General features: G+C 40.4%; 24 protein-coding genes. 10 read left to right on the top strand and 14 right to left on the bottom strand.

The window, feature by feature from the left end:
- Window positions 1-236 precede the first annotated feature (236 nt).
- A complete protein-coding gene (locus MST17_RS11525; RefSeq protein ID WP_004972128.1) occupies window positions 237-1,388 on the top strand; it encodes a helix-turn-helix transcriptional regulator in 1,152 nt (383 codons plus the stop codon).
- A gap of 38 nt (window positions 1,389-1,426) precedes the next feature.
- Here the strand turns inward: MST17_RS11525 and MST17_RS11520 are convergent, their stop codons facing one another.
- Window positions 1,427-2,611, bottom strand: coding sequence for a hypothetical protein (locus tag MST17_RS11520; RefSeq protein ID WP_180026658.1), 1,185 nt, complete (start codon window positions 2,609-2,611; stop codon window positions 1,427-1,429).
- Window positions 2,612-2,855: 244 nt separating this feature from the next.
- Here MST17_RS11520 and MST17_RS11515 point away from each other — a divergent pair, with 244 nt between their 5' ends.
- Window positions 2,856-2,981 carry a hypothetical protein gene (locus MST17_RS11515; RefSeq protein ID WP_257222683.1) on the top strand — a complete coding sequence of 42 codons (126 nt, stop codon included), beginning with the start codon at window positions 2,856-2,858 and terminating at the stop codon, window positions 2,979-2,981.
- 115 nt (window positions 2,982-3,096) lie between these two features.
- Here the strand turns inward: MST17_RS11515 and MST17_RS11510 are convergent, their stop codons facing one another.
- Window positions 3,097-3,579, bottom strand: coding sequence for a copper resistance protein NlpE (locus MST17_RS11510; RefSeq protein WP_180007485.1), 483 nt, complete (start codon window positions 3,577-3,579; stop codon window positions 3,097-3,099).
- Between the two features lie 280 nt (window positions 3,580-3,859).
- Between MST17_RS11510 and MST17_RS11505 the strand changes: the two genes are divergently transcribed.
- Window positions 3,860-4,438 carry a 1-acyl-sn-glycerol-3-phosphate acyltransferase gene (locus tag MST17_RS11505; RefSeq protein WP_180007486.1) on the top strand — a complete coding sequence of 193 codons (579 nt, stop codon included), beginning with the start codon at window positions 3,860-3,862 and terminating at the stop codon, window positions 4,436-4,438.
- 80 nt (window positions 4,439-4,518) lie between these two features.
- Here the strand turns inward: MST17_RS11505 and MST17_RS11500 are convergent, their stop codons facing one another.
- Window positions 4,519-4,848: a hypothetical protein gene (locus tag MST17_RS11500; RefSeq protein WP_078192963.1), complete on the bottom strand. Its 330-nt coding sequence runs from the start codon at window positions 4,846-4,848 to the stop codon at window positions 4,519-4,521.
- A gap of 190 nt (window positions 4,849-5,038) precedes the next feature.
- Entirely contained in the window at window positions 5,039-5,776 is a 738-nt protein-coding gene (locus tag MST17_RS11495; protein ID WP_180011853.1) for a sulfite exporter TauE/SafE family protein, read from the bottom strand.
- 199 nt (window positions 5,777-5,975) lie between these two features.
- Between MST17_RS11495 and MST17_RS11490 the strand changes: the two genes are divergently transcribed.
- A complete protein-coding gene (locus MST17_RS11490; RefSeq protein WP_180026659.1) occupies window positions 5,976-6,458 on the top strand; it encodes a hypothetical protein in 483 nt (160 codons plus the stop codon).
- A gap of 56 nt (window positions 6,459-6,514) precedes the next feature.
- Here the strand turns inward: MST17_RS11490 and rsmD are convergent, their stop codons facing one another.
- A complete protein-coding gene (gene rsmD / locus MST17_RS11485) occupies window positions 6,515-7,066 on the bottom strand; it encodes a 16S rRNA (guanine(966)-N(2))-methyltransferase RsmD (protein ID WP_180026660.1) in 552 nt (183 codons plus the stop codon).
- Window positions 7,067-7,069: 3 nt separating this feature from the next.
- Window positions 7,070-9,112 (bottom strand): penicillin-binding protein 2, encoded by a 2,043-nt coding sequence (gene mrdA / locus MST17_RS11480; RefSeq protein ID WP_180026661.1) that lies wholly within the window; start codon window positions 9,110-9,112, stop codon window positions 7,070-7,072.
- Window positions 9,113-9,346: 234 nt separating this feature from the next.
- Here mrdA and MST17_RS11475 point away from each other — a divergent pair, with 234 nt between their 5' ends.
- The 4 genes from MST17_RS11475 to MST17_RS11460 all read left to right on the top strand — a co-directional run bounded on the left by MST17_RS11475 (window position 9,347) and on the right by MST17_RS11460 (window position 12,274).
- On the top strand, window positions 9,347-9,865 hold the full coding sequence (locus MST17_RS11475; RefSeq protein WP_078192958.1) for a hypothetical protein: 519 nt from the start codon (window positions 9,347-9,349) through the stop codon (window positions 9,863-9,865).
- A gap of 64 nt (window positions 9,866-9,929) precedes the next feature.
- Window positions 9,930-11,246 carry a hypothetical protein gene (locus MST17_RS11470; RefSeq protein ID WP_168378316.1) on the top strand — a complete coding sequence of 439 codons (1,317 nt, stop codon included), beginning with the start codon at window positions 9,930-9,932 and terminating at the stop codon, window positions 11,244-11,246.
- Window positions 11,247-11,330: 84 nt separating this feature from the next.
- Complete coding sequence (gene adk, locus MST17_RS11465; protein ID WP_078189866.1) at window positions 11,331-11,990, top strand: adenylate kinase; 660 nt, start codon at window positions 11,331-11,333, stop codon at window positions 11,988-11,990.
- Between the two features lie 86 nt (window positions 11,991-12,076).
- A complete protein-coding gene (locus tag MST17_RS11460) occupies window positions 12,077-12,274 on the top strand; it encodes a hypothetical protein (RefSeq protein ID WP_180026662.1) in 198 nt (65 codons plus the stop codon).
- Window positions 12,275-12,330: 56 nt separating this feature from the next.
- On the opposite strand, the gene nth is transcribed toward MST17_RS11460, so the two are convergent.
- Together nth and MST17_RS11450 are read right to left on the bottom strand one after the other, a co-directional pair.
- The gene (nth, locus tag MST17_RS11455) at window positions 12,331-13,020 is read right to left on the bottom strand and encodes an endonuclease III (protein WP_180020700.1); all 690 of its coding nucleotides are present in this window, start codon (window positions 13,018-13,020) and stop codon (window positions 12,331-12,333) included.
- A gap of 2 nt (window positions 13,021-13,022) precedes the next feature.
- A complete protein-coding gene (locus MST17_RS11450) occupies window positions 13,023-13,817 on the bottom strand; it encodes an RnfABCDGE type electron transport complex subunit B (RefSeq protein WP_180003967.1) in 795 nt (264 codons plus the stop codon).
- 330 nt (window positions 13,818-14,147) lie between these two features.
- Here MST17_RS11450 and gdhA point away from each other — a divergent pair, with 330 nt between their 5' ends.
- A complete protein-coding gene (gene gdhA, locus MST17_RS11445) occupies window positions 14,148-15,494 on the top strand; it encodes an NADP-specific glutamate dehydrogenase (protein ID WP_257246863.1) in 1,347 nt (448 codons plus the stop codon).
- 47 nt (window positions 15,495-15,541) lie between these two features.
- Here the strand turns inward: gdhA and MST17_RS11440 are convergent, their stop codons facing one another.
- The 4 genes from MST17_RS11440 to rlmH form a co-directional block, all read right to left on the bottom strand.
- Window positions 15,542-16,024 (bottom strand): META domain-containing protein, encoded by a 483-nt coding sequence (locus tag MST17_RS11440; protein ID WP_180026664.1) that lies wholly within the window; start codon window positions 16,022-16,024, stop codon window positions 15,542-15,544.
- A gap of 96 nt (window positions 16,025-16,120) precedes the next feature.
- A complete protein-coding gene (locus MST17_RS11435; protein WP_180026665.1) occupies window positions 16,121-16,897 on the bottom strand; it encodes an META and DUF4377 domain-containing protein in 777 nt (258 codons plus the stop codon).
- Between the two features lie 168 nt (window positions 16,898-17,065).
- Window positions 17,066-17,842: a dioxygenase gene (locus tag MST17_RS11430; protein ID WP_180026666.1), complete on the bottom strand. Its 777-nt coding sequence runs from the start codon at window positions 17,840-17,842 to the stop codon at window positions 17,066-17,068.
- Window positions 17,843-17,979: 137 nt separating this feature from the next.
- Entirely contained in the window at window positions 17,980-18,462 is a 483-nt protein-coding gene (gene rlmH, locus MST17_RS11425; protein ID WP_180026667.1) for a 23S rRNA (pseudouridine(1915)-N(3))-methyltransferase RlmH, read from the bottom strand.
- Window positions 18,463-18,665: 203 nt separating this feature from the next.
- Between rlmH and MST17_RS11420 the strand changes: the two genes are divergently transcribed.
- Window positions 18,666-19,577 carry a M20/M25/M40 family metallo-hydrolase gene (locus tag MST17_RS11420; RefSeq protein ID WP_180026695.1) on the top strand — a complete coding sequence of 304 codons (912 nt, stop codon included), beginning with the start codon at window positions 18,666-18,668 and terminating at the stop codon, window positions 19,575-19,577.
- Between the two features lie 415 nt (window positions 19,578-19,992).
- On the opposite strand, the gene lon is transcribed toward MST17_RS11420, so the two are convergent.
- Both lon and MST17_RS11410 read right to left on the bottom strand, forming a co-directional pair.
- Window positions 19,993-22,419 carry an endopeptidase La gene (gene lon, locus MST17_RS11415; RefSeq protein ID WP_180026668.1) on the bottom strand — a complete coding sequence of 809 codons (2,427 nt, stop codon included), beginning with the start codon at window positions 22,417-22,419 and terminating at the stop codon, window positions 19,993-19,995.
- A 147-nt stretch (window positions 22,420-22,566) separates the two neighbouring features.
- The gene (locus tag MST17_RS11410) at window positions 22,567-23,154 is read right to left on the bottom strand and encodes a 5-formyltetrahydrofolate cyclo-ligase (protein ID WP_180026669.1); all 588 of its coding nucleotides are present in this window, start codon (window positions 23,152-23,154) and stop codon (window positions 22,567-22,569) included.
- Window positions 23,155-23,294: the final 140 nt, after the last annotated feature.

The following is a 23,294-nucleotide window of genomic DNA, read 5'->3' as shown; positions in this document are numbered from 1 at the left end:
AAACCTCGTATCGTCAGATACGGGGTTTTTTTATGGCGCAGTTTTTGTAATGTAGAGATTGCACACATGAAAAGACAAAATCACCTAGCTATTTTATATTTACGTATTAAATGTGTGATATGTATCTAAACTACTTTTTTTTGTGAATAAAACTTATTATTCTTTTTAGAACAATAAGAAAAACAAATGATTAAATAAATGTAATGCAGGCTGGAGTAGGCATAAAGGGGATAAAAATGGATAACCGAGAACACGAAATTATAGGCAGTATTTATGATGCCGCTGTAGATGTGAATTTATGGCCGCAAGTAATTGAAAAAATTGTTCAATATACAGACAGTAAAACCGCCATTTTTACTGCCTTAGATCAATTTAGTCCAAGTTACGATTTTTTATTTAGTCACAATATTCCAGATGAAGCTTTGCATGCCTATCGTGATGAGCGGATTCGTGTGATTGACATGCAGTTACACCGAGTATTGTGGGAAAATTTAGGTGTGGGCCAAGTAGCGAGCTCGGATTTATCGCATTATGGGGAAAACCCTGAAAGTGATGAATATATCTTTTATGAACGGTGTTTAAATCCGACGGGAATTAGTTATATCTCGGCTGTTTTGCTCGATCAGGGTTCACATCGCTGGGCGGTTTTGGGATTACACCGTGCGCCAGATGTAGCGCCGTATCAACAAAAAGAGTTGGATTTTTTAAAGCATTTGGGTGTGCATTTACGCCGTGCCTTACAAATCCATCGTCAGTTTAGTTTGGTTAAACAAGAAAATTTAAGTTTGTATAGCGTGCTCGATCATTTAAAAACAGGTGTAATTTTGCTTGATCATCAGCTGAGTTTGACTTATTCAAACCCTTTAGCTCAAAGCATGCTGGAACACGATTCATGTTTAGATTTGGACTTGTATAATCGTTTAAAAACCCATGCTTATGATCAAAGTCGTTTAGATCAATTATTACATTCAGCGTTGTTGGGACAGTCGGCATTAAACGCAGATGTAGGCGGTGTATTGTCTTTGTCAGATGCGAAAGGACAACAATTAATGCTGACTATCGTACCTTGTTCTAAATTAAAAAATATGCAGCATCAAAATGCAGGACAACATCAAATTGCGGTATTTCTGACCGATAAACATCAGCACTATGCCTTGTCTAAAGCCTATTTGCAGCAAGCTTATCAATTATCTAAACGTGAGTTTGAGTTGTGTGAGTTGTTGTTGAATGGTTATAAGTTAGAAGAAATTGCGGAACATTGCGGGATTACCCTCAGTTCGGTGCGCACTTATTTTAAAAATATTTATGAAAAAACCCAATGCAACTCGCAAATTGAACTTATGCATTTATTAATGGGTTGTACCATTCATTTTGAGCATATTGGTTAAAGCTGCCTAAGTTTGGCTTAGGCAGCTTTTGAATATGTTTAGTTACTACGTTGTAGGGTAACAGAGTCTTCGCCTTGCGGATGCAAGGTTAGGCTTGTTCCTGAGATGCTGTAAGTTGCATTCACTTTACTGCCATCCCAAGAGTCTTGTAAGCCACCGCAATCGTTGGTGTCATATAACACTTCTGTTGCGGCAAGTGTATTGGCTGTCATTGAATATTTGCCATATTCAATACCTGGGTTAGCGCAATCATCATCGCCTTCAGTGTCTAACAAGAAATAGAATCCTGTGTCAAAGAAAGCAAATAAATGAGTTTGATTAAATTGCCAAGTGCCGACTAAACCTGATGATTGTTTGACTTTAGTTAAAATATAAGTGCTATTACTTCCTACATCAGTCAGCACTAAATCTGTACCGTTATAACTTAGGCGGTAATGACCATCATTGTCTGGATGTGAAAGCCCGTAGTCTCCATTAGTATCTACTGAGATCACAGGGCTCAGCGCTGAAGTTAAAGCATTCCAATTTAGTCGTCCTGTTTCGATACCAGACTTCCCTGTTTCATCAGCTACATCTGCTTCACCTAGCGCATAACGTCCGTCTGGTAAAATATGTAATATAACAGCAGTGCTTTCAGTACGCCCAATTTCCCAAGTGCCTGCAATATCTTTATAGAAAGTGGCTTGGAAGTTTTCTGCAGCTTTTTCAGGTGTCACGAGTTGGTCAACTGTGAGGGTTGTTTTGCTAAGCACTTCAGTTGTGAAATCGGTGCTATTTTGTTCAAAAGTTAGATTTACAGTATTGAAGGCTGCTTGAGTCTCTGCACTAATCTCAATCCCATTACTATGGTCGCCATCGCTATCTAAAGATTGTAAAAACACCATTAAGTTGGTACGGGCATTTTCACTTTCAGCCAAATCTAGTGGGGTAATACGTGCTTTAGCTTCAATGGCTTCACCAAGTTGCACATCACCAATAAAGAAGCGAACAGTATCACCCTCAGCATATTCAAACTCACCTTTATCATTGGTGATACCTTCAATACTTTCACCTGAACTCGAAGCTCTGAGATATTTAACCCCAGTTACAGGGCCATCGGTCAGTACACCAATCTGTGTTGCTGAACTCGGTGGCGGATTCTGATTGCTACCAGAATCATTGTCTGACCCGCCACATGCACTGAGTAAACCTGCTAAGGCTAAGCAAATTAACGTTTTTTTCATCATGAATTCCTTGTCATCCAAATTGTTATGTCAGAAGTATAGAAATAAGATGAATCTAGGAGCTATCCCAAAATTGGGAGGGCAAATACAAAAATCTGTGAGAAAAAATGAAGAAAAAACAATATTTTTGTGAAAAAGTATAATTTTTTGATTTTCAGTCACGGAAGATCCACTCGCCTATGTTAATTTGAAGAAAAATATTGCGTGTTTAAGCCCAATCGCCACCAGAAAGTGATCTTGTTCTATGCTGTCAAAATTTTTTATTGAACGTCCAATTTTTGCAGGTGTGCTCGCTATTATGGTGATGGCCGTACTTCACTTAGCGCTGCAATTGGTGTTGCTGGTGGTAGCGAAGTTGGTGGTCGTGTAGGTCTTTCTTATGTATTTGGCGGAAAATAATTAACCCGTTGATACATTTGGATTAAACAAAAAATCCCCGCTACTTGCGGGGATTTTTTTATAACAATCCTATTTAGAGTAAAACACTAATCAAGCTTTTTGGTGAGTTTAAGATTTACTTCAGGCATTTCTAGTTTTTCACCTTTATCACCACGAAGCTCAATAAAGTTTTCACCTACAAAGTAAATTCGATTGTCGCCCTCGGCATCAAGTTGAATCATCCCAGGTTGATCTGGCAAAAACTTAAAACTGCCTTTCACTTTATTTTCAGTGTTCGCAGGTTTGCCTAAAAACTCTTGGCTAAGCTCGTAGCTTTTATCGAGTTTGAGTTCAAGCTCAGTTTCAATCCCTTTGCAATCATGGCAAGGTAGAATCCCTTTATACTCACCCGCCCAATCAAGTGCATTTTCGGTGTTATCACCTGTGGCAATCGGACTTTCTGAGGCTGCGTCTGTATTGGCAATGACATTATTATCTGGTGGTGTCGCAGTTTCAGATTCATTGCTGGTTTTTGAACATGCCGTTAAGGTTGCACTGACCATACAGAGAGCGAGCATTAGTTTTTTCATGAGATTTATACACCGTATGTACCCAATATAATGCTAAGCGTGACTTTTATTGCTCAAGAAAAATAGCCTATTCCTGTTAACAATTGTGTGTTTGGTTAATACATCAAAACAGACATTTGATTTTTAAAATTCGTAAATAGTGAAATATTGGTGATTTACCTAAAAGTGAACGCTAAAGGACATTTATATATTAATTGGTGAATAACTAAACAATATAGGCTTTTATAATTATTTTGCGTTGTTAAACTCTGCGGCATAGAAAAAACTGTCGGTGCAAATTGTGTTTGAAAAAACAGCGGAAAAAAGTCTGAACTTAATGGGGTGGCAAATTGATAACCATTGGGATTTAAATATCGACCAATGTGTCATGATTGCAGCGCCACATACCAGTAATTGGGATGCACTTTATGCACGCCTTGCCCTGAAAGCTTTAGGGGTAAATGTTCGCATCACGATTAAAGACAGTTATATGAAGTTCCCGTTTGGGCCTTTTGTACGTGCCATGGGCGGGATTGGTATTAATCGACGTCCAAAACAAGATGGTGAAGCTCGTCAAAGTATGGTTGAGCTCATGGCTGACTTATTTAAGCATCATCCGAAATTGGTCATGTTAGTGACGCCTGAAGGGACACGCGCTAAACAAGAGAAGTGGAAAACTGGTTTTTATCATGTTGCTATGCAAGCGGGTGTGCCGATTGCTTTAGCTTATATGGACTATGCGCAGAAAAAAACAGGTGTGGGTAAAATTGTTTATCCTACAGGTGATTATGAAAAAGATATGGCGGAAATCATGGGTTTCTATGCGCAAATACATGCCAAATTTCCTGAAAAATTCAGTGTCGATACACGCTATTACTAATCTAACAATCCAATAAAAAAGGACAGCATCGGCTGTCCTTTTTACGTTTAGATGATTTTGTTTAGACTTTTATATTGAATTTAATCATGAAAATCGGGATGGATACCGCCCAGATTTTGACATGCCGCCTTATAAATAATGTATTGCTGGTCAACCACATCGATGAGCGGGATACGAAATAACTTTTCGCCTTGCTTATAGCTATCGATATAAGACACGACTTTTTGTTTACTTGATGCTAGTTTTTCTTCATGGAAAGTTGTAATCGAGCTATGAGTCATATGTGAACTTTCAATATTATTGCACTGAAAATGTGAGAGTAGTTTTTCAGCTTTTTTAATTTCGCTGGACGTGCCAAACATACAGCCGCTAAGCAGAGTTACACCTGCAAGCAGGATGAACTTTTTCATGGTTTTATTTTAAGCAAAATTATGAGGTGCAATATTCTATTAATTTTCGTCAGAAAAATTAATTACTTTTTTACCATTTGGCTAATTTTTATTTAAATGTGAACTGTGTCATTGTTACAAGATGTGAATGTCTAACTGAAAAGGCGTTTTATTAGAATAATTTCTACAAATATCTTTAGGTTTTGAGTTATCAGATTAAGATACTCATTGTCACCAAGAAGCAGCCTGAAGAAAATAATAGCCCTAACACGATATGCTTAAATTGGCGTTCTGAAATACGATAGAAAAGTTTGGCACCAAAAATCACGGGAAAAGCCATAATTACCAACAGCACGGCTAAATAGGGCAGATGTTCACGATGGATGATCCCTTGTAGCAGATAGCTAATGAGTGTGACGAGCTGAATGGCTAAATTGAAATGTCGCAAAATATAGCGTTGTTCTGCTTTGGGTGTATTTTTCAGCATGAGCCATGCAGAGGGTAATGCACCACAAAAGCCTCCAAGACCACCCAAGATTCCAGCAATATATCCAATACTAGAATCCGCCCATTTCCCTGATTTTTGGATGAATGAAAATTTAGGATTAAAAAATAAAATTGGGCACCAAAACATTAAAAAAGCGCCCAAAACCAATTTAAATGTATCTGGATTAATGCTGTCTAATAAATAGGTACCGAGTGGTACACCTAAAATTCCTGCAATTAAATAGGGATAAATGATTTTTTTATTGATCGGAATGCTTTTACGTTCTGATGATAATGAAATGAAGTGGCTATAAACTGAAGCGCAGACCACCAAGGGTGCGGCTATTTGTGGGGGGAGTATCCAAACCCAAAATGACATTGCGATAAGGGCGAATGCAAACCCTGTTAATCCTTGTACGAATCCCGCAAAGATGGCACCAAGAATAAAAATCAGCCAAGTCATTAAATTACAGCTTTGTAATACGTGGCGCTATTGTAGTGAATTTTTCTATATAAATGTGGCTGACTGAGCAAATGTAGCAAAATTGGATGTCAAATGATGAATAAAACATGAATGTTTAAATACAGCATATGTACACAGACTTCCGATTGAATTCATTTCGATAAGTGAAAATGCTCTTCATCAAAGAGGAGTGCTACACATGCTTAAACAAGTTGCTTTGCTATCTGTGGTTGCAGTTACATTTACAGGGTGTGTCGTGGCGCCATTTGATGATGGCCGATACCAATCGAATCGATATGGCTATGCAAATCAATATGGTTATTCAGGTCAATATGGTGGTTCATACGGACAGCGCTATGACTCAAGTCAGCGTTATGACCGTTCATATGGTCGAGTGAATAGCCCGCAACATCGACCAAACTCACCACGACCGAATTCGAATAGCCGTCCAGACAATATATATAAACCAAATGCGCATAACCCGAATGTACAGAAACCTTCATCTCAGCATCCGTCAAATGTGCAGCGTCCAAGCTCAAAGCCTCAGACGCCAGCTAAACCCAATACAAGCAAGCCCCAGCAGCAAAAACCACAGCAACAACGTCCTAAAGTGACGCCCGTGGATAAAGCTAAAAACACGGGTGGATTTAACAGCCAGCGTCCACTTCGACCACAGGTTTAATGATTTTCAAGTAATAAAAAAGGACGCATTGACGTCCTTTTTTGTGTGCATTTACATTAAGCCTTCTTATATAAGCCTGCACACACCGTCCCAGCTTTGGTTTGTTTGATTTGCTGCCAACTGCTCGGGAGTTTTAACTGAGCAAGATCACGATCAGCTTCGATATAAATTAAACCATTGTCTGCAATGCACGGATCGACCAATTCAGCAAGTTCTTGCCATAAATCAAGACTATATGGTGGATCTAAGAAAATCAGATCAAATTGATCTTTCAAATTAGGAATGGCTTGTTGAGCCGTCATGTTTTTGAGTTGCACACGTTGTTTGCTCACCCTTAAGAGTTCTAAATTGTCCATGAGAAACTTCGCTTGGGTGCGATCAGGTTCAATTAAAACGGCTTCTGCTGCACCACGTGAGAGTGCTTCAAACGATAATGCCCCTGAACCTGTACAGAGGTCGAGGACTTTGGCATTTTGAACATCCCACATGAGCCAGTTAAATAATGTCTCGCGGACACGGTCAGGTGTAGGGCGTAAACCGTCAATACTGGCAAAAGGTAATTGACGACGCTTCCATTCACCACCAATGATTCTTAATTGATTTTTCATGAATTATTCCTCATCGGTTGCATGTGCTGCACTGGCAGCACGAGGTGTTGTATTTACACTATTCGGTTGTTGAGTGGCACTGTTGTTCTGCTGAGCTGTTGGGCTCGCATTTGGATCGGCTGATAAAATATTCGAGCCGCTTGGTAACTCACTCGGTTTTAGACCTGCAGTCATGAGACCACCGCTAATTTGATGGCTTGCAGGACGAATTGGATTCTTTTTACGTGTTAATAACCAGTAGTCAAACATCGGTTTCGCAATTTGAGCAGCAGAACCACCGTGACGACCATTTTCCCAAACGACTGCAATCGCAATTTCAGGTTTTTCCGCAGGGGCAAAACCAACAAATAAACCATGGTCAAGCTGACGCTCTGTCAATAAGGACTCGTTATAACGTTTACCTTGGGCAATACTTTTAACCTGTGCGGTCCCTGTTTTACCTGCTATTTGATACATTGGGGTACGAATACCACGACCTGTTCCTGTTTGAACCACATCAATCATGGCATCACGCATTTTGATCCAATCATCTGGCTTACCATTAAATTGAATGCGACCATTCGGGGCGTTATGGACTTTGTGAACTTTAGCACCTTTACTCTCACGCAGAACGTGAGGTGTAACATGAGAGCCTTGATTGGCAGTAATGGCAGTCGCCATCGCCAGTTGTAATGGTGTTGCAGTAAAAGCACCCTGACCAATACTGACAGAAATGGTTTCACCTTTGAGCCAGTTGGACTTCCGTGTGCGAAGTTTCCATTCAGGATTTGGATATAGCCCAGTGCTTTCACTTGGTAAATCTACACCGGTTTTTTCACCGAAGCCAAACTGACGCATCCACGTATTCATTTTTTCAATGCCCATACGATAGGACAAGACATAGAAATAGGTATCGCAGGAAACGACTTGGGCTTTGTGTAAATTGACTGAGCCATGACCAGTTTTTTTGTGGTCACGGAAACGATGGCTGTCACCCGGAAGCGTGAAATAGCCCGGATCTGAAATGGCAGTACTCCAGTCCACTAGACCATAATGAATACCACCTAGACCAAACATTGGCTTAATCGTTGAACCCGGTGGATAAGCCCCTTGTACAGCACGGTTATATAATGGCTGATCGAGGCTATCACGTAGTTCAGAATAATCTTTGCTGCTAATCCCGGTAACAAATAAGTTAGGGTTAAAACTAGGACTGGACACAAGAGCAAGAATTTCTCCAGTACGTGGGTCAATCGCCACAATTGCACCACGTCGATCTGCGAGCTGCTCTGAAGCGACCATTTGTAGTCCATAATCTAGGGATAAATATAAGTCATTACCACGAATCGGATCTTTACGACCAAGGTGACGTAACACATTACCAAAGGCATCGGCTTCAACCGACTCATTCCCCGGCATTCCATGTAAAAGTTCTTCATATGATTTTTCAACGCCAATTTTACCGATCAGGTTTGAGCCAGCGTATAAATCTTTATCAATCGTTTTTAGTTCTTTGTCATTAATACGACCTACGTAGCCAATCACATGGGCAAACAGTTCGCCATGTGGATAGTAGCGAGTCATTTGGGTCTCTATATTGACACCCGGAAATTGATATTTCACCTCACTAAAACGGGCGATATCATTTTCATTTAAATTCAGTTTAATCGAAACACGTTCAGTCTTTTTAGAGGTTTTAATTCGACTTTTAAAGCGTTCGATATCTTCAGATGTAAGCTCTAATAAGGGTGTTAGGCGCTCAACAGTATCATCGATATCTTCAACATCCGCACGGCTCATGGTTGCTGAGAAAACCGGATAATTATCGGCTAATAACACGCCATTACGGTCATAGATATAACCACGAGAAGGTGCAAGTGGTTGCAGTCGAATTCGGTTTTGATCTGCAGCAGTTGAAAAGGTCTCATAACTCTTGATTTGCAAATATGCATAACGTGCCACAAGCAACAGCATAAAGAAGGAGACAATCCCTATCGAAATCACCACGCGATTACGATAAATCCGCTTTTCTTGCTGGACATTTTTTAAAGGATAATGCTGCTTCATACGCGTTCGACTTAAAGGCTGAGAGCTAAAATAACGGAAGAGGCATATTCTAGCGCAACTGACATTTTTTTGATAAATAAAAACGACTCTGCTGTGATTGCAGTCTATATTTTGACTTTGCAGACATGAAAATTATGGGGCTTTGTGTATAACAGTTCATATTATTCTGCTAAAGTCGAAACGTATAAAAAAGGAATATTCCAAAAAATAATACTAAGGAAGTTTGTGAAAACAATGAATAAATTATATCCATTGCTTGCATTTATGATGCTTGGAAGCATCGCACATGCCAATGACAATTCATTTTTACCTGAGGCAAAGTTAACAGGTAAGGGTTATCAACCATGGAATGTTGGAGCAGGTTTTACTCAAAAAATTATTCACGTGAATGGTGAGTGGGTAAACCCATATGGCATTGCCTATGCAAAAGCTGGTGTTTTCTTGAACGATGATAAAACACCTGGTGGGCAAGTCGGCTTTCGTTACCCAGTTCATTTCACTGGCAAAGATAAAAATGGTTATTATATCGGAGCTTATGCGGGCCACATCGACTCCAAGAAAGTAGATGGTGAAGATGAAGCGCGTTTAGGTGGTGGTATCGATCTTGCTTATGTGATGTTGAGTGCCGAGCGTATTAGTACGTTTAGTGTAGGCTTGGGTGCGGGTGAAAAATTAGAAGACAAATCAGGTAATGTGATTGTGGAAACCGAACCGAGACTACAAATCTCATATACTTTAAGTTTTGGTTTGTAGTGAAAATAATCAACTTTATTTTATAACCGCACTCACTGAATAAAATTAAATATGGAAGTTATGCATGCTTGAGTACGTTAACGAATTGTGGCAAACCTTTTTGCAACGTCCCGATTTTTGGGCTGTGCTGAGTATTATCCCCGTTACCGCATTCGTTACCTGGGCACACGTTTGGATGGCACTGAAAATGGTATTTTACCCGATTACTTTTTGGGGATTCCATTTAGGTCCATTACCCGTAGGATGGCAGGGGATTGTGCCAAGAAAAGCTGGACGTATTTCTGGCATTATTACGGATAATACATTGTCTAAATTGGGTTCCTTGCGCGAGTTTTTAGATGCAATGGATCCTGAGGACATGGCGCGCATCATTGGTGAACAAGTTGGCTTTGAACTTGAACATTTGATTGATGAGGTCATGCTAGACCGAAATGCGGTGCTTTGGGAAAACTTACCGTATTCGATTAAACGCCGTATTTATGCCCAAGCACATAAACAGCTGCCAAATACCTTAAAAGAACTCGTGACCGAACTGACCATGAACGTAGAGTCACTTGTTGACATGCGAGAAATGGTGGTGAGTCAAATGGAAGCGGATCGTCTCTTGATGGTGCGGATGTTCCTTAAAGTTGGCCAGAAAGAAATCAACTTTATTTGGCATATCAGTGCCTTGATTGGGATGTTCTTTGGTATCTTCCAGATGATCGTTTGGTTTGTGGTGCCTTGGCATTGGACGGTTCCATTTTGGGCAGCAATCTGGGGCTTTTTGACCAACTGGATTGCCATCTGGATGGTATTTAATCCCATTGAGCCGCACCCTGTTAAGTATTTGCAATTATTTGAATTAACTAAAGATCGTAAATTCCCTTGGATTAAACCTGTGATTCCACGTATTGGAACGTACAATGTTCAAGGGGCGTTTATGAAACGCCAAGAAGAAGTTTCGGATGTATTCGCAAGTGTAGTCACAGAAGACCTAATTACGTTAAAATCCATCATGACCGAAATGATGTATGGCGGGAAGAAAGATAAGACCCGTCGCATTGTGAAACGTCATATTAATGAAATTATGGAATCTCCACTGGTTCGTACCTCATTACAGTTGTCTTTAGGTCCAAAAGAGTACGCAAAACTCAAGACAGACTTGATCGATCGCTCAATTGAAATTACGATGGTGCCTGTATGCGACCCTGCGTTTAATGCGAGCCGTGCACAGAAAATCTTTCAAATGTTTAGAGACCGTATTCGTGAGCTAACACCGAAAGAATTTCAAAATCTATTACGTCCTGCATTTCAGGAAGACGAATGGATTTTAATTGTCTTGGGTGGTGTAACCGGTTTTATCGCGGGTACAATACATTTGTTTGTGGCTTTCTTATAATTAGATGCTGGAAGATGATCTGAATCTTGGGTTTAGATCACTACATAGCGTCATATACAATGTTTAAAATGAGGATGTTTTTTTATGCGCATTATATTACTCGGACCACCTGGAGCAGGTAAAGGGACACAAGCTCAGTTGATCTGTAAGCGCTACGATATCCCACAAATTTCAACCGGTGATATGCTCCGTGCTGCGATTCGTGAAGGTACTGAATTAGGTCTACAAGCTAAAAGCGTCATGGATAATGGCGGCCTTGTATCTGATGAGCTTATTATTGGTCTTGTAAAAGAACGCATTGCTCAACCTGACTGTGTCAACGGCTGCATTTTCGACGGTTTCCCGCGTACGATTCCACAAGCTGAAGCGCTTGAAAACGAAGGGATCAGCATCGATCATGTAATTGAAATCGATGTACCTGACGAAGAAATCGTTCAACGTTTATCTGGTCGTCGTCAACACCCTGCATCTGGTCGTGTATATCACACCGTTTACAACCCACCAAAAGTGGAAGGTAAAGATGACGAAACTGGTGAAGATCTTGTTCAACGTCCGGATGACCAAGAAGCAACAATTCGTAAGCGTTTAGGTTCTTACCACGCTGAAACTGAGCAATTGGTTGGTTTCTACCAAGGTCGTGCAGCTTCTGGCGAAAACGCACCGACTTATGACAAATTAAATGGTCTTCGTCCAATCGATCAAGTTCAAACTGATTTGTTCGCGATTTTAGATCAGTCTAAATAATTCAACTTTTTTGAATTTTTGACAATCAAAGAGTCCTACTGCATAGTGGGGCTCTTTTTTTATGTGGCTTTTAGGGCGAATCTGTTATGAAATTTGCTTTGGTTATAATGGTCATCATCGCTGTGGCGGTGTTATTGGGCTTATTATTTGTCAGCTTTAAAATGTTGCGTAAGGTGCAAGTGGAAGAAGCAGAGCAAGCTAAACTGAACCCTAAGCAATATCGCTTACATCCAAAGCTGCAGCAAGAGTTTGATAAAAAAAACAAAGAACAAGATAAAAATTAAGCATCAACTCGATCAATTGATTTATACAAATTCCATCTAGCCCGAAATTGAAGAGATTAATCTTCAATTTGGGTGGTTTTAATCGGTCTTAATGCACCAAACTCATACTTATCATTCCAATTACATACATCAGACACGATACATTCATCGCATTTGGGTTTGCGGGCAATACAACAATAGCGTCCATGTAAAATCAGCCAATGATGTGAATCGACGATAAATTCTTTAGGAATCACTTTGACGAGTCGGTGTTCGACTTCCAGAACATTTTTGCCGACAGCCAATCCTGTACGATTACCTAAACGAAAAATATGTGTATCAACGGCCATGGTCGGTTGACCAAAAGCAGTATTCAGCACCACATTTGCAGTTTTACGACCGACACCGGGTAAGGCTTCCAAATCTGCACGATTATTCGGAACGATGCTGTTGTGCTTCTCAATGAGAATCTTGCAGGCTTTAATGACATTTTCCGCTTTTGAGTTATACAGGCCAATGGTCTTGATATATTCCTTCAGTCCGTCAACACCTAACGCATAAATAGCTTCAGGAGTATTTGCTACTGGAAAAAGTTTATCTGTGGCTTTGTTGACACTGACATCTGTGGCCTGAGCAGATAGGGTAACAGCCACTAAAAGTTCAAATGGACTACTATAATTGAGTTCAGTTTTCGGGTTGGGGCGTTGCTCACGTAAGCGTTCAAAAAAAGTTTGAATTTGCTTCTTAGTCATGTTTTTAACAGCCATGATTAAGCCCCTTGCAGTTGTGTTAATTGTTGCGTGAGCGTATGGAGTAACTCACGTTTTTTTGCATCGTCTCGAACACTCAGTTGTTTTTCTAATTTCTTAATTTGTGTACGAATTTTTGCAAGTTCAATGGTGGTTTTTGCATCGAGTTGAACGACTGGCGTAGCAGGTTTTTCCACGACTTCAATGACCGGTACTGAGTCTGTCTGGGTCGAAAATTGGGCAAAAAGTTCCGTATCAATTTCTGCGCGTACAATAGGGCCTTTACGATGAATTCGGCGCTTTTCCTCACGCTGAATATGTGCATAGTAGCGGCGACGTAAATCATTCTGTTCTGCGATTCGAACAGGTTCAGATGGCACTTGATCAAGCTCTTCGACAAGGTCGATACAATCCACTGGACACGGTGGGATGCAGAGTTCGCAGCCCGTACATAAATCCGTCAAGACCGTATGCATCAATTTGCCTGAGCCAATAATGGCATCAACAGGGCAGGCACTGATACATTTGGTACAACCAATGCATTCATCCTCACGAATCACGGCTTTGACCCGTTGCGGGCGCCCATCACTTTGGATGGGCCAAACACTGGCTTCTGCTGTTAAGTGTGGACGATTTAATAACGCTGCTAGTGAATCTGCCACAGGTTGACCACCGGGTATACATTTATTGGCTTCTTCTCCTTCACTGATGGCTTTGGCATAGGGTAAGCAGCCGTCTCGGTGTCCACAAAGTCCACATTGAGTTTGTGGCAATAGGGCATCAATTTGTTGGATGAGGGAAATTTCAGAAGTCATGGGTAGTCGCGAGTACAAATGAAGGCAGAGAAAAACCAAAGAGGACGTTGAATTCTAGCATGTTTCAGTATGAATTGCTGTGCGCAAAAATGGGTCTATAGATGCATCATAAATGAGCAAAATAATTCATTAAAATATTCCTAAAAGTAATAATATTTATAACTAAAATATCTGAGTAATCAATTTAAATCGCTGTTCTTTAAAGAATTTAAAGATTTTTAAAAAAAACTATTGCTGATTAGTTACAAAAGATATTTAATATTTTGCGCCAAAATATATCTTTGATCAAAATTGTGATCAATTTTGATCCATACATCTGCTGAGGATTAAGTGTTGAAATATAACAGCCTTAACGACTTCCTAGACTACGTTAAAACACGTGATGAACATCAACCTGAATTTCTTCAAGCTGTTGAAGAAGTGATGACGAGCCTTTGGCCATTCATCGAAAAGAACCCACAATATGCTGACTACGGTTTGCTAGAACGTCTTGTTGAGCCTGAGCGTGCAATTCAGTTCCGTGTTTCATGGGTAGATGACAAAGGTCAAACTCAAGTTAACCGTGCTTTCCGTGTTCAATACAACTCAGCAATTGGTCCATTCAAAGGTGGTATGCGTTTCCACCCATCAGTGAACCTTTCAATTCTTAAATTCTTAGGTTTTGAACAAACTTTCAAAAATGCTTTAACTACACTTCCTATGGGTGGTGGTAAAGGTGGTTCAGATTTTGACCCTAAAGGTAAATCTGAAGGCGAAATCATGCGTTTCTGCCAAGCATTAATGATCGAATTATACCGTCATCTTGGTTCTAACACTGACATCCCTGCGGGTGACATCGGTGTAGGTGGCCGTGAAGTTGGCTACATGGCTGGTATGATGAAAAAATTAAGCAACGACACAGCATGTGTGTTCACTGGTAAAGGTTTAACTTTCGGTGGTTCACTTGCACGTCCTGAAGCAACTGGTTACGGTACTGTGTATTTCGCTGAGGAAATGCTAAAAACTCGTGGCGATAGCTTTAAAGATAAAGTTGTAACGATTTCGGGTTCTGGTAACGTTGCACAATACGCTGCTGAAAAAGCAATGTACTTAGGTGCGAAAGTGGTTTCACTTTCTGACTCAGCTGGTACTGTATACGTGAAAGATGGTTTCACAACTGAACTTCTTGCTGAAGTAATGGAATTGAAAAACGTTAAGCGTGGCCGTATTTCTGAATTTGCATCTAAGCACGGTTTTGAATATTTAGAAGGTCAACGTCCTTGGTCTATCAAATGTGATATCGCGCTTCCATGTGCAACTCAAAATGAATTAGATGAAGCTGATGCTGAAGCTCTTCTTGCAAATGGCGCAATCTGTGTTGCTGAAGGTGCGAACATGCCTTCAACTTTGGCTGCAGTTGAGAAATTCGTTGAAGCGAAAATTCTTTATGCACCAGGTAAAGCATCGAATGCGGGTGGTGTTGCGACTTCTGGTCTTGAAATGTCTCAAAACGCAATTCGTTTGGGTTGGACTTTCGAAGAAGTTGATGAGCGTCTACATGCGATCATGAAAGAAATTCACCGCAACTGCGTGAAATACGGTACTGAAGAAGATGGTACTGTGAACTATGTAAACGGTGCGAACATTGCAGGCTTCGTAAAAGTTGCTGACGCAATGCTTGCTCAAGGCGTTTACTAAGTTCTCCGTAAGTTGAACTGAAAACCGAGGCTAAAGCCTCGGTTTTTTTATGGCTCAATGGCTTGGAATATATAGAATTGTTGCTCAGTGTTCATGAGCCTAAGTTGGATTTTGCTATCTATAACGTTGAAGTGAAAATTTAAGGATTGGCTGAGCAAACGTTTTATATGAAGCTCTTGCTGATGTAATTGTGTGCAGAACTTCAGGGTACTCCCTACATCTCCTGTAAAACGCAAAGTATGCTTTTCTACATCATAATTGCGGCCAATGCGATTACAGCCACTAAAAAATGTTATACGGCCATTGTTGAATGTGAGAGTTATTGGGGCGGGTAGAGCCTTATTCTCTACGAGAACCCACGTCTTTTGAGTTAATTGTTCTGCTTCAAAATCACGTAAATCAGCAATTCGCTGTATGCCTTTAAAAATATAGGTCTGTTGATTGCTATTCATCACGATTAATTCAGGCAGGGCATTTTGCTTTTGAAGTAGCTTTAGATTGACATCGCGAAAGAGTTGATTGAACAGCACATTGTGATTTCAATACTATGCATATCCAATCAGCGTTTGCGGTTGTGTAGATATAAAAAACCGAGGTGATGACCTCGGTTTTTTTAAGGCTGTAACTTACAAGGTACCTTTTACGGCTTCACGTTCGACTGACATATCAAAAATATAGGCATATTTTGATTGATCAGCTGCAGGGTTTTTACGTTCAAAACGTTTTACGCGAATAATTTGGCGTTCTGCAGGAGTGTGCTTAAAGCCTTCAATTTGATCGTAAAATAAAGTCCAGTCTTTATCAACTTGTGTTTTTAAGCCTTTTTCATCGTACTTCACTTCACGTACTTGTAAGCAAGTTTGTGGAGCAACACCCGTACATTGTTTGGTTTCAGGGCTGACTTCAAGGAAAATTGTTTCGCCTTGTGAGTTGTACTGGGTTTCAGGTGTTAATTTTCCAGTGAAAACCAGTTTCTCACCTGTTGCAGAAATAATCGTTAACGTTGGATTTTGTGGATCTGTGGTATTTAAAACAAAAGGTGCTTTACGGTCACTAAAGAGTGAAGATGCAAGTCCTTCTTGTTTCATCGCATTATCAGGACATGCCATCATGGTAGATGCAATATTACCTGTCACGAGGGTATTGTGTTCCACTTTCCATTGGGTTGACATGCTGTTACAGCTGGTTGAAATACCCAAAGTGCCATTTTCTAGAAAATTTAAAACCAAAGGTTTTGGTGCATTTTCAGTGGAGGTGCTCCATTGATATGAAGCTAAAGTTTTATCAGCATTTTGTTGTTGTAATACGCTCACGGCTAAATCTCCAGCTTTTTGGATATCGCTTGATTGACATGCTGCAAGGGCTAAAGGGAAGAGGGCAATTGCTAAATATTTTAATTTCATTACGCTAACTGTTCTAAGTGAATTTCAGCCTGTAGCATAACCCATTCATTTTAAAAAAATATGAATACATTCAGCTCAAATAAGTAGCAAAATGTATCCATAAATAATAATTTGTTAACTTATTAATATAAATTATGAATAAGTCAAGCTATCTCGTTTTATTCACGTTTAATCAAAACGATAAATATCCATACCCAGCGAACCCATACTAAAGCTACTGTGAACAATAGAGAAGCGGGGGGCTGCACCCATCGCAAAGAAGATGGGTGCAAAATGTTCAATGGTCGGATGGTTGCGTTGTACAAACGGGATATTTTGCCAATCGAGAACTGCATCAAAATCTTGATGAGTGAGCTTATTGACCACAAAATTACGGAATGTAGACGCCCATTCAGGCACGGCTGCGGCACGACCATCCCAAGCCAATTCACGTAAGTTATGAGTAATACTGCCCGATCCAATCAACAGGATTTGCTTGTCACGTAAAGGTGCAAGCGTTTGTCCAATTTTATAGATCTCTTGCGCAGACATGGTCATCGGCAGTGATATTTCAATCACAGGAATGTCGGCATCAGGATACATATGCAACAACGGCATCCAAACGCCATGATCACGTGGACGAGTGCTGTTGGCATGTGCCGATAATCCTGCATTGGCAAGCAAATGAAGGATTTCTTCTGCAAGCTCTGGGTTACCCGGTGCTGGATAACGAATATCATAAAGTTCCGCAGGGAAACCACGGAAGTCATGCCAAGTTTCAGGACGGGCACTGGTACTTACTTCTAGTGCGTTACTTTCCCAATGTGCTGACATGATAACAATGGCTTCAGGTTTTGGAAGATTCAGGCTTAAACGTTCCAACGCAGGACCGACTTGCTCAGGATTGATGGCAAGCATAGGTGAGCCATGGGAAATAAATAAACCTGGAAGTGTTTGTAAATTCATCGCGGTCGCCGTTGGTTGTTTAAAGGAATATGATGATCATGCACTAAATTATTCAGCGTAACAATTCGGATAATTTCAATGGTTTGTTTCATTGTTGCAACGCTGTAATTGCTGTATACGCTGGATGTCAGTTCGGATTAACCCGCACGATGGTAAGGGTGATTATGATTAATACTCATTGCACGGTATAGCTGTTCGATGAGCATGACACGAACCAGTGGATGCGGCAAAGTTAGTTTAGATAAAGACCAATGCCATGCTGCAGCTTTACGTACTGCTTCAGAATGTCCATCTGGCCCACCAATGGCTAAAACCACATCATTACCTTCAAGCATCCAGCCTTTCATGGTTTCAGCTAGTTTTTCGGTACTGAACTCACGACCACCGACTTCTAAGGCGATCAGCACTTCAGTCGATTTCATGGCATTTAAAATGCTGTCACCTTCAATTTGACGGTATTTTAAAATGTCGGCTTCTGAGTCGTTCTTGCCACGTTTAGCCATAGGTAATTCAATGATCTGCGTTTGAACAAATGGCTGAATACGTTTGAAATAATCTTCAAAACCCGTCAGAACCCATGCTGGCATTTTTTGACCGATTGTCAGAATACGAATTTTCATACAGCGCCTGAAAGTATACAAAAGAGTATTATAACGGTTCGCTTGCGCTTTGTATGTTCAGACACAATTTGCAATTGAAATCGTGTTCTGCTTGCTGTTTAAATACGCAGCATAAACAGATTAGATCAAAGATGAAAATTGGAATAATAACAATGAAAAAAACATGGCAGGACGGTAAATTATTTTTGCTCAAGCAAGCAGCAATGCTTTTAATTTTTGGATGGTGTTCATTTGCGGCGTATGCCAACAATATTAGAACCGCTGAACCAGATAATTTAAAAGTCTATTTAGAACAAATTATTGGTAATGAAGCTGAATATCGTAACTATAAGAACATTCAAGAGTTAAACCGGGTGTCTGCTTGGATTCGTGAGCAGATGCGTTTGTTTGGTGTGAATTGTCGTTTTCAAACCTATACCGTAAACAGCCAACCATACCGTAATGTGGTTTGTCCCTTAAATGCAGGGCATAGCAACCGAGTGATCATTGGCGCGCACTACGATGTATTTGAGGAGCAGCATGGCGCTGATGATAATGCTTCTGGCGTTGCAGGTGTACTCGAAGCTGCTCGGATTCTTTCGGCTGAAAAAGCGCGTTTAAAACAAAATATTGAATTTGTATTTTATACCCTCGAAGAACCGCCGTATTTTAGAACAGAGTCGATGGGCAGTTTTATCCATGCAAAATCGGTAGCAAAGGAAAAGGATAAAATTTCAGGTGTGTATATTCTAGAAATGATTGGTTATTTTGATCCCAAAGTCACCCAAGAATATCCTGTTGGGCTGAAATGGATTTATCCATCACATACGAATTTTATTGCATCGGTGGGGAATATTCAGTCTCGTGACTTAACCTCATCGTATTGTGCTGCGATGGAGTCATTGAAGCAGTTGCAATGTGAACGCTTGATTTCACCCTCATTTATTCAGGGTGTGGATTTTTCAGATCATATGAATTATTGGCAATTTGATATGCCGGCGATGATGATCACCGATACTGCATTTTATCGTAATAAGCACTATCACACCGAGCAAGATACCCTGGATAAATTAAACTTAGACAAGATGGCTCAAGTGATCAATGGTTTAGTTAAAACCATTTTAAATTTGAAATAGCATGTCTTTAAAAACATGACATAAAAAACGCAGCCCCGAAAGCCTGTGGACTGCGATAAAAGGTCATCTACCTGGAGATGTAGATGACCATCTTGTTCCAATGATCATCACGCTTTTAGACGTGATTGGAACCAATAAAGAAACATACAGCGCGTATATCTCTCTACTATATATGTGGGATAGAGGGCGATATTTCAAGTAATAGCATTCAAATTTTGTAAGACTTTCTTATTGGCTATTATTGATCTTGATGTCGAATTTGAAATAGTTATCCAATTAAAGGTTGTAGCTATTGTCTTGAGTCTTGTCATAGCGATGGATTTGAACGACAAGTTTAGAATATTCAGTATGAATAATGGATAAAAAAAGCCCTGTCGAAACAGGGCTTTTTTCTTTTATTGCGAGTTGTTAGCGCTTAGTGACGAGCAGCTTTGCCACCTTCAGTTGCTTTGACAATCGGTGTCTTTGCAAGAGGTTTAGGCATATCAACCAAGGCTAGAGGTAAAATCTCATCAATCGATTTCACTGGTTTAATTTCTAGACCTTCTTTGACATTGTCTGGAATCTCAGTCAAGTCACGAACGTTATCTTGTGGGATAAAGACAAGCTTGATGCCACCACGGTGAGCAGCGAGAAGTTTCTCTTTTAAACCACCAATGCGCATTGCACGGCCACCAAGACTGGTTTCACCGGTCATCGCAATATCTGGACGAATCGCAATGCCTGTAAACGCTGAAACAAGTGCGGTAGTTAGGGCTAGACCAGCAGATGGGCCATCTTTCGGTGTTGCACCTTCTGGTAAATGCACGTGTACATCAGTTTCTTCAAAGCGAATCGCTTCAATACCCAGTTCATCTGCACGGGTACGTACAACGGTCATCGCTGCTGTGATCGATTCTTTCATGACATCGCCAAGAGAACCGGTGGTAATGAACTTGCCTTTACCTTTTACTGCCGCAACTTCAATCGTTAGCAGTTCACCACCAACAGATGTCCATGCCAAGCCATTTACACGACCCACTTCAGCTTCTTCTTCGGCCATACCGAAGTCGAATTTGTGTGGACCTAAGTAGTCAGGAAGATTTTTCGAATTCACTTCAATTTGAAGATTTTTCGATTTCTTACTAACAGCTTCTTTCACGACTTTACGTGCAATTTTAGATACTTCACGTTCTAAGCTACGCACACCGGCTTCACGTGTATAACGTTGTACGATATCGCGGATGGCTTCTTCGTGAACGGTTAATTCTTTCGCACGTAGACCATTGTTCTTGATGGCTTTTGGAACAAGGTAACGTTCAGCAATATTCACTTTTTCATCTTCGGTGTAACCCGGTAGACGAATCACTTCCATACGGTCAAGCAAAGCTTCTGGAATATTCATGCTGTTTGCAGTACAGATGAACATCACTTCAGAAAGGTCTAGATCAAGATCTAAGTAGTGATCATTGAACTTGCTGTTTTGTGATGGATCTAGGACTTCAAGCAATGCTGAAGCAGGGTCGCCACGATAGTCTTGCGCCATTTTGTCAATTTCATCGAGTAAGAACAGTGGGTTCTTTACTCCAACTTTAGTCAAAGACTGCACAATTTTACCCGGCATCGCACCGATATATGTACGACGGTGACCACGGATTTCAGCTTCGTCGCGCACGCCGCCAAGCGCCATACGGACAAATTCACGACCAGTTGCTTTGGCAACAGATTCACCGAGTGAAGTTTTACCTACACCTGGGGGACCAACTAAGCAAAGAATTGGACCGCGAAGTTTTTTCACACGTGATTGAACAGCAAGGTATTCCACAATGCGGTCTTTCACGTCGTCTAAACCATAGTGATCGGCATCAAGAATGTCTTGAGCTTTCGCAAGGTTAATGCTGACTTTGCTGGCTTTGTTCCAAGGCGTATCTAAAATAACTTCTAGATAGTTACGCACGACAGCAGCTTCGCTCGAAGCAGGTTGCATTGCTTTTAGCTTACGGAACTCATTTTCAGCTTTTTTACGTACATGTTCAGGTAAATCGGCTTCAGTTAGACGTTTTTCAATTTCTGCAACGTCATCCTCACCACCGCCATTCATATCAGAAAGTTCGCGTTGAATGACCTTCATTTTTTCATTTAAGAAGTATTCACGCTGATTCTTTTCCATTTGGCGTTTCACAGAATCATGTAAGGTTTGCTCAATTTGCTGCTCTTCTGACTGTTGTAATAAATACGTCATGAGCTCAGCTAAATGTGCTTCAAATTCATCATGCTCTAAGAATTTTTGTTTTACATCAATATTCAAAGGCACGCGTGTTGCTACGAAGAATAATAATTGTAGCAAATCATCAATTTTATTGGCTGCTGCAATCAATTCACGTGCGTTACGCAATTTTGCTTCTGCATATTGAGCAAATAAGGTGCGTAATTCTTCCACACGATTATTCTGAGTTTCTGAGTCAACAGAAACCGTCATTGGGCTTAATGAATGCTCGGCAGTCAGGTAATCATCGGCATCGATAATTTTTTCTAACTTGGCACGATATAAGCCTTCAATCAGTACTTTTATACAGTTTTCATCATTCTCATGATTCACAACTTGCACAATCTTCGCGACAGTACCGTATTGATATAAATTGTCGTGATCAATTTCTTCTGTAAGCGAATCTTTTTGTGCAACTACGAATACAAGATTGTCACTGTCACGTGCGACATTGACTGCATTGATCGACTTTTCACGACCCACAAACAGTGCAATTTGCATGTGAGGATATACAACCACATCTCGTAGCGCTAAGAGCGGTAATACGCTCGGAATTGTAGTTTCCAAGCTTTCTTCATTCATAATAATCTCAGACATGGGCACTCCTAATGAGTGACAACGGTGTTGCCATGTTTTTTATAGTGATGTGTATTTTTTAAATTACAAGGGTCATGCCAATTAAAATGTATAAAAAATGACTAAATATGTGATTTATAAGTGTAACTCAGTGTCAAGAATATCAAATTAACGTTTGAAGCTTAAAGTTTGAGATGGGCTAATAAAGCCATCTAGCGGTTGATCCCATGCCTCTCGGACCAAAGAGTCTTGAATGAGTTGAAAATCATGACCAAGTCCTAAACGGTAGGGGGTAGAGTGGGCTGTTGCTAATGTTTTATCGTAGAAGCCACCCCCCATACCAATACGTGTGCCGTACTTGTCGCAAGCGAGCAAGGGCATAATTAAAAGGTCAAGATGAGAAACATGCTTCCCACGACTTGCCATGGGTTCTTTCATACCGAGTGGGTGATGAGAAAAACGTTTACTAATGTATTGATGACGTGAGATTTCAACCCAAACCAGTTGCTGATTCATGTTGCAAATCATGGGTAAATACACGTGTTTTTGATGCGAAAAACAGTAGTGGATAAGCTTTTGAGTGTGAATTTCACCAAATGCATGTAAATAAACGCCTATATGCTGACTGCGCTTAAAATAACTATGTCTGATTAAGCGCTGTAGGACTTGTTGTTCAGCTTGTCGTTGCTCCCATAGGTTTAGGCTACGACGCTGCTTACGGAGTTGTTTACGAAGGCTGGTGGTGCTCAAAGTCATGGTTCATTTCAAAGTAGCACAAAATTCTCAAAGGCATTTTAACGTGTTCAAGCTTAAAAGTCCGAAAAAATAGGTTTTATCTTTTCTTGTAAAAGCGTCCTTAAGAAGCGGTCTGCTCAATGAATGTGTATCTATTTTCC

It is taken from the genome of Acinetobacter sp. YH16056_T, assembly GCF_024605895.1.
Taxonomy (GTDB): Bacteria; Pseudomonadota; Gammaproteobacteria; order Pseudomonadales; family Moraxellaceae; genus Acinetobacter; species Acinetobacter amyesii.
The sequence above is the reverse complement of the archived record's forward strand: the minus strand, read 5'-3'. Positions and strand labels throughout refer to the sequence as shown.